16 protein-coding genes are annotated in these 15,005 nt (G+C 69.2%); 11 read left to right on the top strand and 5 right to left on the bottom strand.

Annotated features, from left to right (window positions below):
- Positions 1-260 precede the first annotated feature (260 nt).
- On the bottom strand, positions 261-893 hold the full coding sequence (locus DMH03_RS01780) for a YitT family protein (RefSeq protein WP_125790262.1): 633 nt from the start codon (positions 891-893) through the stop codon (positions 261-263).
- A gap of 61 nt (positions 894-954) precedes the next feature.
- Here DMH03_RS01780 and DMH03_RS01775 point away from each other — a divergent pair, with 61 nt between their 5' ends.
- Positions 955-2,409, top strand: a complete 1,455-nt coding sequence (locus tag DMH03_RS01775; protein ID WP_125790261.1) for a PLP-dependent aminotransferase family protein — start codon at positions 955-957, stop codon at positions 2,407-2,409.
- Positions 2,410-2,925: 516 nt separating this feature from the next.
- Here the strand turns inward: DMH03_RS01775 and DMH03_RS01770 are convergent.
- Entirely contained in the window at positions 2,926-4,005 is a 1,080-nt protein-coding gene (locus DMH03_RS01770; RefSeq protein WP_233611229.1) for a hypothetical protein, read from the bottom strand.
- Positions 4,006-4,370: 365 nt separating this feature from the next.
- On the opposite strand from DMH03_RS01770, the gene DMH03_RS01765 reads away from it, so the two are divergent.
- On the top strand, positions 4,371-4,844 hold the full coding sequence (locus DMH03_RS01765) for an RNA polymerase sigma factor (RefSeq protein WP_125790260.1): 474 nt from the start codon (positions 4,371-4,373) through the stop codon (positions 4,842-4,844).
- A 12-nt stretch (positions 4,845-4,856) separates the two neighbouring features.
- Here the strand turns inward: DMH03_RS01765 and DMH03_RS01760 are convergent, their stop codons facing one another.
- Entirely contained in the window at positions 4,857-6,020 is a 1,164-nt protein-coding gene (locus tag DMH03_RS01760; RefSeq protein WP_125790259.1) for a pyridoxal phosphate-dependent aminotransferase, read from the bottom strand.
- Positions 6,021-6,049: 29 nt separating this feature from the next.
- Here DMH03_RS01760 and DMH03_RS01755 point away from each other — a divergent pair, with 29 nt between their 5' ends.
- Positions 6,050-7,348 (top strand): DUF445 domain-containing protein, encoded by a 1,299-nt coding sequence (locus DMH03_RS01755; protein ID WP_125790258.1) that lies wholly within the window; start codon positions 6,050-6,052, stop codon positions 7,346-7,348.
- A gap of 529 nt (positions 7,349-7,877) precedes the next feature.
- Here DMH03_RS01755 and DMH03_RS01750 read toward each other — a convergent pair.
- On the bottom strand, positions 7,878-8,378 hold the full coding sequence (locus DMH03_RS01750; protein ID WP_125790257.1) for a CGNR zinc finger domain-containing protein: 501 nt from the start codon (positions 8,376-8,378) through the stop codon (positions 7,878-7,880).
- 60 nt (positions 8,379-8,438) lie between these two features.
- Here DMH03_RS01750 and DMH03_RS01745 point away from each other — a divergent pair, with 60 nt between their 5' ends.
- The 3 genes from DMH03_RS01745 to DMH03_RS01735 are packed head-to-tail and all read left to right on the top strand — an operon-like array spanning position 8,439 to position 9,874.
- Entirely contained in the window at positions 8,439-8,807 is a 369-nt protein-coding gene (locus DMH03_RS01745) for a VOC family protein (protein WP_125790256.1), read from the top strand.
- A gap of 33 nt (positions 8,808-8,840) precedes the next feature.
- Positions 8,841-9,215, top strand: coding sequence for a zf-TFIIB domain-containing protein (locus DMH03_RS01740; RefSeq protein ID WP_125788640.1), 375 nt, complete (start codon positions 8,841-8,843; stop codon positions 9,213-9,215).
- A gap of 2 nt (positions 9,216-9,217) precedes the next feature.
- Entirely contained in the window at positions 9,218-9,874 is a 657-nt protein-coding gene (locus DMH03_RS01735; RefSeq protein ID WP_125790255.1) for an AAA family ATPase, read from the top strand.
- Here the strand turns inward: DMH03_RS01735 and DMH03_RS01730 are convergent.
- A complete protein-coding gene (locus DMH03_RS01730) occupies positions 9,839-10,969 on the bottom strand; it encodes a methyltransferase domain-containing protein (RefSeq protein WP_125790254.1) in 1,131 nt (376 codons plus the stop codon). The genes DMH03_RS01735 and DMH03_RS01730 overlap by 36 nt on opposite strands.
- A 151-nt stretch (positions 10,970-11,120) precedes the next feature.
- Here DMH03_RS01730 and DMH03_RS01725 point away from each other — a divergent pair, with 151 nt between their 5' ends.
- From DMH03_RS01725 to DMH03_RS01705, 5 genes are all read left to right on the top strand, one after another.
- Positions 11,121-11,528, top strand: a complete 408-nt coding sequence (locus tag DMH03_RS01725) for a helix-turn-helix domain-containing protein (protein ID WP_125791490.1) — start codon at positions 11,121-11,123, stop codon at positions 11,526-11,528.
- Complete coding sequence (locus DMH03_RS01720; RefSeq protein ID WP_125788643.1) at positions 11,525-12,205, top strand: hypothetical protein; 681 nt, start codon at positions 11,525-11,527, stop codon at positions 12,203-12,205. Before DMH03_RS01725 ends, DMH03_RS01720 begins: the two co-directional genes overlap by 4 nt.
- Positions 12,206-12,290: 85 nt before the next feature.
- Positions 12,291-12,584, top strand: a complete 294-nt coding sequence (locus DMH03_RS01715; protein ID WP_125790253.1) for a DUF2516 family protein — start codon at positions 12,291-12,293, stop codon at positions 12,582-12,584.
- Positions 12,585-12,773: 189 nt separating this feature from the next.
- A complete protein-coding gene (locus tag DMH03_RS01710) occupies positions 12,774-13,328 on the top strand; it encodes a YbaK/EbsC family protein (RefSeq protein WP_125790252.1) in 555 nt (184 codons plus the stop codon).
- Positions 13,325-14,788: an aromatic amino acid lyase gene (locus DMH03_RS01705; RefSeq protein WP_125790251.1), complete on the top strand. Its 1,464-nt coding sequence runs from the start codon at positions 13,325-13,327 to the stop codon at positions 14,786-14,788. Before DMH03_RS01710 ends, DMH03_RS01705 begins: the two co-directional genes overlap by 4 nt.
- Positions 14,789-15,005 lie beyond the last annotated feature (217 nt).

Here is a 15,005-nt window from a genome sequence, read left to right as displayed (position 1 = left end):
GACGTTCAACGTCTCAAAGGGCCCCTTCAGGACGCCTCTGCAAGTAGCCGGGCGGGAGGCGGCGTGACCGGACGGACGACACACGTGATCCGGCGGACGACACACGTGACTTGGACGGACGACACGACCGCGGCCGGGGTCCCGCCACGAGCCGTCCGCCCAATCACGCGTGTCGTCCATTCAGTCACGCGTGTCGTCCGCCGGATCACGCGAAACCGCTGGCGGAACGTACCTAAGCGAGCGTGGCGGTCCCTCAGGGACTAGACTGCGGTGCGCTCCCGCCAGATGACGTACGGCAGGAACGCTTGCGTCAGCGGTCCGATGGCGAGCGCGTAGAGAACGGTGCCGACGCCGACGGTGCCGCCGAGCAGCCAGCCCGCCGCGAGAACGGTGATCTCGATGAGGGTCCGGACGAGGCGGATCGACTTGCCCGTCCGGGCCGACAGCCCGGTCATCAGACCGTCACGGGGCCCGGGGCCGAGCCGCGCGCCGACGTAGACCGCGGCGCCGAGACCGTTGAGCACGACACCGGCGACCAGGTTGAGGAGCTGCCAGCCGAGCACGTCCTGGTCGGGCAGGAAGAGCCGCACGAAGTCGACGGTGAGCGAGATGACCACGATGTTGGCGACGGTGCCGATGCCGGGCCGCTGCCGGAGCGGGATCCACAGCAGGAGCACCAGCACCGACGCGATCGCGGTGACCGTGCCGAACGACAGGCCGGTGATCTTCATCAGGCCTTCGTGGAGCACGTCCCACGGGTCGAGGCCGAGTCCTGACCTGGTCAGCATGGCCATGCTGCCGCCGTAGAGGACGAGCCCGGCGACGAGCTGGATCGAACGGCGGGTGGTGTCTTGGGAGATGCCGACGGGTCGGAGATCGAGTTTCAGTGCCACGAGTGCACCATCGGGGGTAAGTGGCTACCTTGACCATGGCCAATCTGGAACAATTGGCCTTATGGAACCGCTGATCCCGCTGACTGGACGCGTTTCGGGTGCGAAATTGGCCGTTTTGCTGGGGAACTGGCGGCAGAGTGGTTCTCGACACGGTGCGGCGGATCTCGCGGCCGCTGTCGAGCTGCTGGTCCTCGACGGCAGGCTCCCGCTCGGCACCAGACTCCCGGCCGAACGCGAGCTCGCCGACGCGCTGGAGGTCAGCCGCACGCTCATCGGTGCCGCGCTGGACAAACTGCGGGCCGACGGCCTGGTCGCCAGCCGTCGGGGCGCCGGTTCCTGGATCGCGTCGCCCGGCGGCCGCGGCCGGGACCCGATCCTGCCGACCGGCGAGGACCTGATCGACCTCGCGCAAGCCTGTCCGCCTGCCATCCCCGGCCTGGTGCCCGCGGTGGACGCCGCGCGGAAGGCGCTCGTGGACCACCTCGGCGAGAGCGGCTATCACGTTCGCGGCCTGCGGATCCTGCGTGAGCGGATCGCCCGGCGTTACACCGAACGCGGGCTGCCGACGAACGCCGATCAGGTGATGGTCACCAACGGCGCGCATCACGCGTTCGTGCAGGTCCTGCGCATGCTGGCCGGTCCCGGCGACCGGGTGCTGGTCGAGCAGCCGACGTACCCGAACTCGCTCGAAGCCATCGGTGCCGCGCACGCCATCCCGGTCCCGGTGCCGCTGGACCCGGTCACCGGCTGGGACATCGTCGGGATCGAGGCCGCGCTGCGGCAATCCGCGCCGAGGCTCGCGTACTTCGTCGCGGACTTCCAGAACCCGACCGGCCTGCGCCTGGACGCCGTCGGCCGGGAGCGGCTCGCGGCCGCGCTGAGCCGCGCGCGGACCCCGGCGATCATCGACGAGACGCTGGTCGAGCTGGACCTCGAAGGCGATCCGGTCGACGGGCCGCCGCCGCTGGGCGCGTTCGCCGGCGATCTCGGCATCACGATCGGCTCCGCGTCCAAGTCGCATTGGGCGGGGCTGCGGCTCGGCTGGATCCGCGCTTCCGAGGACGTCATCGGCAGGCTGATCGCGGCGCGGTTCGCCGTCGACCTGGGGTCGCCGGTCTTCGAGCAGCTCGTCCTCGCCGAACTGCTCGACGACGGCGGGTCCGCGCTGGCGCACCGCCGCCAGGAGACGCTGGCCCTGCGCGACGCGCTGACCGGCGCGCTGAACTGGTACTGCCCGGACTGGACGTTCACCGTGCCGCCCGGCGGGCTTTCGCTGTGGTGCCGTCTGCCGGAGCCGATGAGCACGCGGCTGGCCGTCGCGGCGGCGGGGCACGGGGTGCAGGTGGCGCCGGGCTCGCGGTTCGGTGTCCACGGTGGACTGGAGCGCTGGCTGCGGCTGCCGTACGCGCTTCCGGCCGAGAGGCTTTTCGAGGCCGTCCGGCGGCTGGGCGCGGCCGCCGCTTCGGTGGCCGCGACACCCACGACCGTCGCCCCGGTGGCCGTCCAGGTCACCTGACCTCTCGCGTTTCGTCCTCTGAATGCGGTCCTTGCACGCGCAAGGACCGCATTCAGAGGACGAAACGCGAGGGGCGGAAACGGAAATAGCCGGTGCGCCGGCGGGGCGGCCGATGCTCCAGGGAGGGCATCGGCGCCGCACGACCAGCGCACCGGCTATCCGGCCCGCCCCGAGGTCGAAACCCCGGGACGGGCACCGCGGCGGTTACCCGGCACAGCCCCTCGACGTGCCGGGAACCGCCCGCGGTTCAGGCGGACTTCGAGCTTGGCCGGCTCCTGCTCGGCGCGGTGAGCAGAAGCCCCCGAAGTCCACCCGGTGCTGGTCCCGGCGCCGCAGGGGCAGCGCGGCGCCGGGGCCGGGATCCGAACCGGCCGGGCGCGGTCGGCCGTTCGGAAAGACAAAGGGGTTGCCTGAAAAAGGGGCAGGCGAAAGCGGCTTGTGCCAGAGGAATCAACGAACGTCGAAACCGAAGTTGATCTTGGTTTGGACGTACTTCTCCCCGGCGACCCGGTCAGGTCAGTCGGGGGAGGTGGCGGGAAGCGCGGCTTCCCTGCCGGTGCGCTCGCCTTCGTGGTCGCAGCCCGCTCCGAGGAGTTTCAGCTGCGTGGCGGGGATTCCGGCGTCGAGCACGGCGAGCGGCCCGCGGCCGCCGGCGGTGTTGTCGTGGCCGGGCTGAGCGGTCGTCGTGGGCGCGATCGGGGTCACCGGGGTGTTCGGCAGGCCACCGCCGCCGCCGGAGCCGCCGCCGTTGGGGGACGCGTGCGTGTCGGATTCGGCGGGCGCGCCGGGAGCGGGCTGGGCGTCGGACTCGACCCGGACCGGCAGGGTGACGCGGTGGTTCTGGGCCGCCGTCGCCGGAACGGGTGCCTCGGCGGGAGCGGACGGACTCGGCGCCGGGGTGTGCGGCGCGGGTGTGTTCGCCGTGGCGGTCTTGGCCGGGACGGCGATGCTGACCGAGCCACTCGCCGACTCATCGGAGCCCCCGCCGAAACCGGGGTCGAGCATGTCGCCGGCGCCCGGCAGGATCACCGGGCTGCCCCCGCCACAACACGGATTCGGCGTGAGGATCGGCGCGACGACCTGGTCGCCGATTCCGCCGACGACCCCGCCGACGGTTTCGACGACGCCGCCGACCGTGGTCGTGACGACGTTCAGCACGCCGCCGATGAGGCCGCCCAGCAAACCGTTGGAGGACTTGGCGGTCTTCGCCACAGGCTCCGGAGAAGAAGTCTTCTCGACGGAACTCGCGCTCGAAACGGCCTCTTCCTCGACAGCGGCCTCAGGCTCCTCGTTCACAACAGGAGCGGGCTCATCCTTCGGGGTTTCGGTGGTCTCAGCGGGTTTCGGAGTCTCGCTCTCGGCGGAGTCCGAAGTGGACTCCTTGGGAGTAGTCGTTTTCCCGGATTCGGTTTCGTCCGAAGGCTGGACCACGGAGGTCTCCGGCGTCACGGGAGTCTGCTCGTCGGCCGAAGCCGGGGCGCTCAGGACGGCGCCGAGGATCCAGCCGGAGAGCGCGAGCCCACCCGCGAAAAGGATTCGCGCGCCGGTTTTCGGTGGCCTGAGGCCGCGACGGTGCACGACTGCCGGACCATTCACAGCAATCACCACCGTCCGCGCCTGAAACCCACGTTGTCCGCGTGAGTTCGATCTTGCTTGGGGTCTCTTCCGGTCAGGTCGCAGTTCCCCCGGGGCTGCACCAGTTTTAGCACCGGAGGGGAGTGTTTCACCTCAGCCGCCGCCGATCCAGCCCGTTAGGCGGAACGACGCAACCGGCTCCGGTGCCCGGAGTACCGAAGTTGATCACTCTCGGTATGTGCCGGGCGGCCATCCGGGGACGGGTGGAACTACTCAAATCCTCGGTGACCTGACCTTTTCTGGATCCCTGCTGCGGTGCGTGCCGTCGAAGTCGCGTTCGGTGATCGGCGCGGCGAACGCAAGCCGCCGGGAGGGGAGAGTCCGGGATGTGGGACGTGAACGCGGTGTCGGCGGCGATGTTCAAGGCGCTGAAGACCTATCGCTTGAGCGAAGCCGATGCCAGGGACGTCTGTCAGGACGCCTGGCTGGAACTGCTTCGCGCACCTGGCGCGCTACGGGACGAAGCGAAGCTCGGAGCGTGGCTGACGACCACCGCGCGACGCCGTGCGCTCCGGATGATCACCAGGAACAGGCGCGAAACACCGCGTCCGCTCCCCGACGCGGAGACGACCCCGGAGACCGAGGTCATCCGGGCCGAACGCGACCGCGTGCTCTGGACGGCGGTCGATCGTCTGCCGGACTCGCATCGGCGGCTGATCCGCCTGCTCGCACACCGGCCGGAGCTGTCCTACGCCCAGATCGCCGGAGAACTGGGCATCAGTCCGGCCAGTGTGGGCAGGCTGCGAAGACGGTGTCTCGACCGGCTCAGACGGATACTCGAAAAAGGCGGCTGGGCGTGAACATCGGACGAGTCACCGGAGTTTGCGCAAACGGGTGACCGCTTCGTCGATGACCTCGTTGCGTTTGCAGAACGCGAAACGCAGCAGGTGTTTCCACTCTTCCGGGTGATCGGTGAACACCTTTACGGGCACGGCCGCCACGCCCACCCGTTCGGGGAGCTCCCAGGCCAGTTCGGCGGCGTCTTCGAAGCCGAGCGGGCGGACGTCGACGCAGACGAAATACGTCCCGGCGGTCGGCCGGACCGCGAACCCGGCGTCCGCGAGACCCGCCGCGAGCCGGTCTCGTTTGTCCTGGAGGCTCGTGCGCAGGTCTTCGGCCCACGGCAGTTCGTGGTCCAGCGCGTGGGCCACGGCCGGCTGGAGCGGCCCGCCCGAGACGAAGGTGATGAACTGCTTAGCCGCTTTCACCGCCGCCACCAGTTCGGGGCTCGCGCAGACCCAGCCGATCTTCCAGCCGGTGCAGTTGAAGGTCTTGCCCGCGCTGGAGATCGAGACGGTCCGTTCGCGCATGCCGGGCAGGGTCGCCAGCGGCAGGTGCTCGGCGTCGTCGAAGACCAGGTGCTCGTACACCTCGTCGGTGATCGCGATCAGGTCGTGTGTCACGCAGAGCGCGGCGACGGCTTCCAGTTCGGCACGCGTGAACACCGTGCCGGTCGGGTTGTGCGGTGAGTTGATCAGGATCGCCCTGGTCCGATCGGTCACCGCGGCGCGCAGGCTCTCGACGTCCAGCGCGAACCGGCCGTCGCGTTCCACCAGGCCGACGACACGCCGCTCCGCGCCCGCCATGGCGACCGCGGCCGCGTACGAGTCGTAGTACGGCTCGATGACGATGACCTCGTCACCCGCCTGGGTCAGCGCGATCAACGACGCCGCGATGGCCTCGGTGGCGCCGGCGGTGACCAGGATCTCCGTGTCGGGGTCGTACGCGGTGCCGTACCGCAGCCGGTGCCGCGCGATCGCCGCGCGGAGCTCGGGGCGGCCTGGACCCGGCGGATACTGGTTCGCGCCGCCGAACAGCGCGTTCTTGGCGGCTTCGAGCATTCCGGCGGGCCCGTCGGTGTCGGGAAAACCCTGGCCGAGGTTGACGGCTTCGTGGCGGACGGCCAGTGCCGTCATCTCCGCGAAGATGGTCGAGGTGAAGGGCTGGAGGCGGGGTACGAGGACAGGTTCGCGCACGATCAGCCATCCTCACGGACAATGGCGGTGTGGAGCAACTGACGCCCGCCAAGGTGACCCCAGCCGATCCGCCCGGTGGAACCGCCGCTGAGGAGGAAAAGGCGCGTGGCCTGCGCAAGATGAAGATGGTCGCGCTGTCGTTCCTGCTCGGCGCGACGGTGATCTTCCTGTTGACCAGCTGGGCCGAGGCCGCGGGCTGGCCGGGCTGGGTCGGCTACGTCCGCGCGGCCGCCGAAGCCGGGATGGTCGGCGCGCTCGCCGACTGGTTCGCGGTGACGGCGCTGTTCCGGCATCCGCTGGGGATCAAGATCCCGCACACCGCGATCATCCCGAGCAAGAAGGACGCGCTGGGCAGCAGCCTCGGTGACTTCGTCGGCTCGAACTTCCTGTCCGAGTCCGTGATCCGCGAGAAGCTGAGCCGGATCGAGGTCTCGAAGCGGCTCGGCGGCTGGCTTTCGCAGCCCGCCAACGCGGAGCGGGTGACGTCCGAACTGGCCACCGTCGTGCGGGCCGCGGTCAAGGTGCTCCGCGACGAAGACGTCCAGGCGATCATGGAACAGGCCGTCGTCAAGCGGATCGTGGACAAGCCGTGGGGCCCGCCGCTCGGCAAGATCCTGGCAGGCGTGTTCGCCGACGGGGCGCACCACAAGCTGGTGGACCTGATGTGCGACCGCGGCTACGAGTGGGTGCGGGACAACCACTCGACGATGCTGCGCGTGGTCTCGGACCGGGCGCCGAGCTGGTCGCCGAAGTTCGTCGACGAGATGCTCGCGGACAAGGTCTACGGCGAGGTGCTGTCCTTCGTCTGGGCCGTGAAGACCGACGTCAACCACCCCATGCGGCTGGCGCTGGACAAGTTCCTCGGCGAATTCGCCCTCGACCTGCAGACCAATCCCGAGGTGATGGCGCGCGCCGAACAGGTCAAATCCCAGATGCTGGGGCATGACGAGGTGCAGAAGCTGATCGGCTCGGCGTGGGCGACGGCGAAGGAAATGCTGCTCAACGCGGCCGAGGATCCGTCGAGCGAGCTGCGGCGCCGGGTGCGCACCGGTCTCGAGGCCCTCGGCGGGCGGCTGGTCTCCGACGACCACATCCGGTCCAAAGTGGACACCTGGGTGGAGGGTGCGGCTGCCTACCTGGTCACCCACTACTCCCAGGAGATCACCACGATCATCACCGACACCGTGGAGCGCTGGGACGCCGAGGAGACCTCGCGCAAGATCGAGCTCCAGGTCGGCCGGGATCTGCAGTTCATCCGGATCAACGGCACGGTGGTCGGCGCGCTCGCCGGACTCGTCATCTACGCGGTCGCGCAGCTGCTCTTCTGAGCGGGGGCGCATATACCACACTCCGGAAGCCTTACCGCGAGTTGTCCACAGGAAGTGGAGTCATCCCCAGGGTTATCCACAGCTTTTCACGTTTTTGGCCTAACGGTGTGCACAACCCCTGGGGGTAACTCGGGGGTGGGTGACCCCAGAAGTTGTGGTCGCGGTGGGGCGGTGGCCGGCGAGGCCCGCTGGCCCGGATGTCATGAAAGAGTCGTTCAGGACGAAAAATGTCCTGAACGACCCTTTCATGACATCCGTGAGGGATCCGGGCACGCGCGAAGCAGCGGGCCGTGACGACGCGCGAGCTCCGGCCGGCGGCCGGAAGACGCATGTGCCAGTCGTAACTCGCGTGATGGAACCCGTAACTCGCGTGATGGGACTCGTAACTCGCGTGATCGAAGGCGGAACACAGTGCGGAATCCGGCCTCGGGCGAGTTACGCCCCTGATCACGCGAGTGTCGCCCTCGATCACGCGAGTTACGCGTGTGCTCACGCCCGCAAGTAGGTGACTGATTGCGTGGGAAGGGCCTCAGGTCGAGACGTCCGCGGTCCGTGCTCGCCAGGCCCGCGCCTTCTCCCGGTTCCCGCAGGCCCGCATCGAGCACCACGTCCTGGACCGGTTGCGCGATTCGTCGTAGAACGCCCACAGGCAGTCGTCCGCCGGGCAGATCTTGAGCCGGATCCATTCGCCGAGCACGGTCAGCCGGGTCGACGCCGCCATCACGGCCTCGGTGACCGTTTCCGCGACGAGGAGCGGGCCTTCCTGGCCGAGGATGATCTCCGCCGGTGCGCGCAGGCCAAGCCGGGGGAGTCTCGGGTCGCCGATCGCGGCGCGCAGCGCGTCCCGGGTTTCACGCGCGGCCGCGGGGGTATCCGCGCGCAGCCGGTGATCCCTGGCCCAGCGTTGCCAGGACTCCAGATCGTCCAGGAGGTCGGTGCCGCGGTCGACGTTCACCGTGTTCAGAAACTCGACCACCAGGGACGCGTCGGTGTTCACCCCGCCCAGTGTACGGGCGGCACCTGTTGTCATCGGCTCCGATAACCCGCATACTCAGTTCACTGGTTACTCGATCATTCAGGAGGCTGACCCATGGGTGCGGTACCGACCTTCGGCGCGGTGGCCCTCGACTGCCCTGATCCGGTCGCGCTGGCGGAGTTCTACCGCGAGCTGCTCGACTGGGAGCCCGCCGAAGTCGCCGATGACGGCCATTGGGTGACTCTGCGGAATCCGGAAGGCGGCGCGCGGCTCTCGTTCCAGCGCGTGCCGGACTATCGGCCGCCGGAGTGGCCGTCCGCGGAGAACCCGCAGCAGGCGCACCTCGACCTCGACGTCACCGACATGGAAGCCGGGCACGAGCGCGCGCTGAAGATCGGCGCGAAGCTGCTCGACGACGCCCCGGAGACCTTCCGGGTGTACGCGGATCCGGCCGGACACCCGTTTTGTCTGTGCGCCTGCTGACCTCGGACGCGAAAAATGCGTAATCTCTGATACGTGATTTGTCCGAAGTGCCAGAACGCCATGAAGACCGTCGACAAGAACGGTGTCCACATCGACCAGTGCCAGGGATGCCGCGGCATCTTCCTGGACAGGGGCGAGCTGGAGGCCATCGCCGGTGCCGAGAACTCGTACTACGGCGGGCACCAGCCCCCTCCGCCGTATCAGGGAGGTGGCCACGCGCCCGCGCCGCACTACGGCCGTCCGGACTCCCCGCGCCCGCACCGGGGCGGGTACGCCGACTCGCCGAAGGGGTACCGCGGGGGCTACGCGGACTCGCCCAAGGGGCACCGCGGGGGTTACGCGGATTCGCCGCACGGGTACGGCCACAAGCGTCGTAAGGGCGGCTTCCTCGAGGGTCTCTTCGACTGACCGTGGTCCTCGATCTCAAGATCTGCCCGGCCTGCGGTGATCGCGCCGAACGGCCACAAGTCGAGAGCGGGCTGCTGGTGTGCGCGGTGTGCGCGCACCGGTGGCCGTTCCGGCGGCTTCCGCTCTTCGCGCTGACCGGGCCGAGTGGCGCCGGCAAGTCGACGGTCGGGCCGCGGCTGGCGGAACGGCTCGGCGATCTCGCGCTCGTGGTCGAGCAGGACGTGCTGTGGACGGGGGCGCTGCGCGACGACGTCCCCGGCCATCCCGCGTTCCGCTCGACCTGGTTGCGGATGGCGGCGATGCTGCACCAGAACGGCAGGCCGGTCGTGCTCTGCGGCACCGTCGCGCCGCCCGAGTTCGAGCGGCTGCCCGAGCGCGTCTTCTTCTCCGACATCCACTACTTGGCGCTCGTCAGCGAGCCCGACGCGCTGCGCAAGCGTTTGCTAGCGCGGCCCGCCTGGCGCGAGTGGGACGAGGAGCGGGTCGAGGAGATGCTGGAGTTCAACGAGTGGCTGCAAGCGGAAGCGCCCTCGATGACTCCGCCGGTCGAGCTGTTCGACACCACCAGCCTTCCGGTGGACGACGCCGTCGACCACGTCGAGAAGTGGGTGCGTGGCCTGCTTTCAGGGGCGCAACGGCCAACTGCGGCCATCGGGTGAATCCAGCCAGATCACCTGGTCTTCGCCGTCGAGGCTGAGCCCGAACCGGTCCCGCCCCGGCTCGCCGAGTTCACGCCATTCCTCGTACGCGGTCTCGACGATCTCCCATAGCCGTCGCGGGCCGCCTTCGGCCACTTCGAACTCGCTGCCCCTCTGCCGATGCCGCATCCATGAGCCGTCCGGGTGGAGCAGGGTGATGCTCTGGCCTTCTCGTGCGGCCGTCACGCCCGGAAGCTGGAGCCCGGCGAAGAACTCGAAGCGGCTGCGGACTTCGGTGATCGCTCCCATCGGCAGCCGCGTCGGCCGCCAAGCGACGTCGCCTTCGAGCGCCTTCGACGGCTTGAAGCGGTGCGCGCGCAGCGGCATGAAGCGACCGTCGCGGGCGAGCACCCGTCCTTGTCCCGTCGCGCCTTCACCGGCGACGATCCGGACGAGCCCGCCGCCGATCGGCCGGTTCAGCGTGGTGACGATCAGTCCACCGGGCACCGTCTGCTCCAGCCACGCGGGCGGGATCGACGACACCGAGCACGTGCAGAGCACCCGGTCGTAGAGCACGCCCGCCGGGAAACCCTCGGCACCGTCGGCCGCGGCGCACGAGGGCGCGAACCCGATCTCCGAGAGCCGCTTGCGCGCGGCGTCGACCAGCTCCGGGTCGATGTCCACTGTGTACACGAGCCCGGAACCGAGCCGATGGCACAGCAGGGCGGCGTTGTAGCCGGTGCCCGTGCCGATTTCGAGGACGCGGTGCCCGTCGGCGACCCGGAGCTCTTCGAGCATGATCGCCATGATCGACGGCTGGCTGGACGAACTGGTCGGCGTTCCCGGCTGCGCGCCGAGATAGCGCGCCCGTTCCCAGAGCCCGGAGTCGTCGTCGAGCTGGACGACCAGCACGTCGGGGGAGTAGACGCGGCGCAGCCACCCCTCGTCGCCGTGCTCCATCGCGGCCCAGCCGTTCGACGCCGGGACGAAGATCCGCGGCAGGAAGACGTGTCTCGGCACGGAGCGGAACGCGGACATCCAGTGCGCGTCGTGCAGCACGCCCTCGGCGAGCAGACGCTCGACGAGGCGCCGCCGCAGCCGCGTCGCGTTCGACATCCCTCCACGGTAGCGGGGTGAGCACCAACACACCCGATGGTTGCAAGCAGAGTGCTTGCAATAGCTAGCACCCCGGCGTAGTGTTGAAGACGTCGCGAGGAGGTGACCGATGTCAGACACCAACCGGGATCAGCCCGCATCGGGCGGGCCGATGGAGAAGGTCGCGGACATCGCTTCCGACATCGGCGAGTACATCCGCCAGCAGCGCAGCAACGCGAAGATCTCCTTGCGGCAGCTGTCGAAACTCGCCGGCGTGTCCAATCCGTACCTGAGCCAGATCGAGCGCGGGGTCCGCAAACCCAGCGCGGAGATCCTGCAGCAGATCGCCAAAGGCCTGCGAATCTCGGCCGAGGCGCTCTACGTGCAAGCGGGAATCCTCGATCTGCCCACGGGCGGCCCGGTCGGCGACGCGATCCGCGCCGACCTCGAGCTGACCGAACGGCAGAAGCAGGTCCTGCTCGACGTCTACGAAACGTTCCGCCGCGAGAACGCCGCCGCGAAGCCAGAACCGGTGGCGACAACCCCAGAACAAGCCACCGAATCCAAGGAGTCAGCATGACCACGGCCACGAAGAACAAGACCGACCGCAAGCACACCGCCCTCGACCAGGTCCGCACCCCGCTGCTTGCCGCCCTCGGTGCCGGCAACCTGGCGGGCCAGGCCGTCGTCGACGCCGTGTCGAAGGCCAAGGAGCGCGTCGTCGAGGGCAGCGAGAGCGCCCGCAAGAACATCGAAGAGCTGCCGCACGACGTCGAGGGCCTCCGCGAGAAGCTGGACCCGGCCGAGCTGCGCAAGGTCATCGACGAGTACACCGAGGCCGCGCTGAAGCTGTACAACAAGCTGGCGGAGTCCGGCGAGCAGGCGTGGGACAAGATCGCCGCGCAGCCGCAGGTCAAGAAGGCCATCGAGCAGCTCGAGGACGCACTGAGCACCGCGCAGGACCGCGTCGAGGACGCCACCAGCGATGCCCGTGAGCGCATCGACACCGTGCTCGGCAAGGTCACCAAGGGCACCCGCTCGGCCGGCGAGAAGACCGCCCGCAAGGTGACCGAGGTCGCCGGCGAGATCGCCGACGAGGTCGAGGAGATCGGCGACGACCTCGCGCACGAGACCCGCTCGGCTTCGCGCAAGGTCGCCAACAAGACCGCGCCGAAGACCACGGCCCCCGCGCGCCGCACCACCAGCAGCCCGGTCGCCAAGAAGCCGGCCACCGCGCCGAAGACCACCGAGAAGTAAAGATCCGCGTGGACTCCCGGGCCCCTGACACCGCCTTCGGTGCCAGGGGCCCGGGCATTCGCCCGGTTTGACGTAAGCTGACTTCGTGTTCGTTGCCACCTGGATCCTCATCGCCATTCATTGGGGCGGCGCACTGACGGGGCTGTTCGCTTTCGTGCATGCGCTGCTGCAGCGCGCGGACGCGTATTCCGCCGCCGATCGCAAGACCAAGCCCATCTGGATGCTCATCACCGGCGGGGCCACCGTGGTGCTGACCCTCTTCGAGTTCTACGGCGGCGGCATGATCCTGTGGCTGCCCGCGCTGGTCGCGGTCCTGGTCTACCTCGTGGACGTCCGCCCCAAGCTCATCGAGGTCCAGCGCGGCGGCCGCAACTGGTGATCGAGTGCCGGTCGGCGGAGCTGAGACGTACTCGGAAAAGTCACTGAACGCGTGAACCCGCCCGGCCGAAGGCCCCGCTATCGCGGTGGCAGGGCGCCCTGATCGCCCATCGTCACGTGTTTTACCAAGCAGCGCTCTGCCGACGTCGATCGCGGACGCGGGTTCACCGACAGATATTAGGGTGGCGGTGTGACTGACTGGACCATCGCCGGAACCCTCACCGTCGTCCCCGCCCTCTCCCGCGCGGACCTGCTCGCCGAGCCCGTCGCCAAGGCACTCGCCGTCCTTCCCGATCCGGACGCCGTCGACGTCGTCGAGATCGACGCGGACCTTGCCGACACCGCCGCCTTCTGCGAGGCGTACGGCTCACCGCTCTCCGCGTCCGCGAACTGTGTCGTCGTCGCCGGCAAACGCGCCGGCGAGGTCCGGTTCGCCGCCGCGATGATCCTCGCGACCACCCGCGCCGACGTGAACGGCGTCATCAAGCGCCGCCTCGACGTCCGCAAGGCTTCCTTCGCCTCGATGGACGAGGCCGTCTCGCTCACCGGCATGGAGTACGGCGGCATCACGCCGGTCGGCCTGCCGGAGGGCTGGCCGATCCTGATCGACCAGCGCGTCGCGGACGAACCCGAACTGGTCATCGGCAGCGGTGTCCGCGGCGGCAAGCTGCTGATCTCGGGCTCGACCCTCGCGTCCCTGCCCGGTGCCGAAGTGATCGACGGTCTCGCGCGTCCCGTCGAGTGAGACTGTCCACTAAGGACTTCTCGCTGGCTTCGGCGTTCGAGGCCGAGTGCCTCGAGATCGACGCCGCGTTGCTCGCCGGCCTCGGTGAGAACCGCGCCCGCGTCCTCGCCGCGCTGTCCGACCGCCCTGTCTACGGCGTGAACACCGGGATGGGGCGGCTCGCGGGAGTCGCTTCGCCCGCATCGAGCGCACACCAGCGGAATCTGCTGATCGGCCGGGCCGTCGGCGGTCCGCCGTGGCTCTCGGCCGCCGAAGTGCGCTGGCTTCTGCTGGTGCGCCTGCGGGATCTGCTCGCGCCCGAGGCAGGCGCGAGCCCGGAGCTGGTGACGTTCCTCGTCGACCGGCTGAACGAGGGATTCACGCCCGCCGTGCCGAGGACGGGCTTGGGCAGCGCCGGCGAGATCATCCCGCTGGCGCATGCCTTCCAGACCTTTCTCGGCGCCGGGACCGTACTGGTGGACGGCGTCGAGACGCCCGCGTCGGAGGTGCTGGCGAAGCCGTACGAGCCGGGCCTCAAGGAGGGCGCGACCCTCATCCAGGGCTCGCCACTGGCCGAGACGCTCGCGGCGTTCGCGCGGACCGAAGTCCAGCAGGTGGTGGACTTCCAGACGCTGGCCGCCGCGATCGCGATCGACGTTCTCGGTGCGCCGCAAGCGATCTATCGCCCCGCGCTGGCGGGAGACGACCGTGTGCTGGAGTCGGTGCTGTACGAGATCGGTGGCTTGCTCGATGGTTTCACCGTGCGCCCGGAAGTCGTCCAGGCGCCGATCTCCGTGCGCGTCGCGCCGCGGGCGATCGCCCACCTGACGCGGGTGAACGACGAGCTGGGCGCTGTCCTGCGGCGTTCGATGCCGACCGACTCGCCGTCCTTCCTCGACGGCGAATTCGTGTCCACGACGGGATTCCACGCCGTCGAACTCGGGCTGCGGATGGACGCGGTGACGGCGGCGCTCGTGCATCTCGGCGAAGTGAGCGTGCAGCGGACGCACCGGTTGCTCGACGAGCGATTCAGCGGCCTCCCCGCGCAACTCGCTATGGACCCGGGACCGCAGGCGGGGCTGGTGCCGTTGCACAAACGCGCGGTGGGGGAACTGCACGCGTTGCGGCGGCTGGCCACGCCCGCGACGTTGGGTTCCGTCGACACTTCCGGTGGGCAGGAGGACGTGCAGGCGTTCGCCTGGGCGGCGGGGAACCAGCTGCGTGACGCTTGTGCGCGGATGTTCGCCATCACGGCCTGCGAACTGATCACGGGTTCGCAGGCGCGATTCCTGGCAGCCGGGGATGGTTCGCCAGGGCTTCGCGCGACCTATGAGCGGCTCCGGGCGTTGGTGCCGCCGGTGGCCGAGGATCGGTCCTTGGGGCCGGAGGTGGCTGCTCTCGCCGCCGTAATGAATTCTGATTCTTTCGGGCCGTTCCGGCGAGCCACGCGCTCGGGAGAAATGCCTCCATTCGCGCGATAACGGAACCGCCGCCCCTCGAATGCCGGAGTGCACTCGGCGGTGACGCTCCTTTACCGTGAGCGGTCCACCTTTGTTCTCTGAACGGGGATACTGTGAACCGTCGAAGATCCGGCCGTCTCTTTCTCGTTGTCGCAATGGCGATCTTGACCGTCGCATCGGTGCCGAGCGTGCCACTGGCGAAGCCTTCGGAGGTATTCCGGGAAGTTTCCAAATCCGG

Source organism: Amycolatopsis sp. WAC 01376, assembly GCF_003947415.1.
Lineage (GTDB): Bacteria > Actinomycetota > Actinomycetes > Mycobacteriales > Pseudonocardiaceae > Amycolatopsis.
This window is presented reverse-complemented; position numbering and strand designations above follow the sequence as displayed.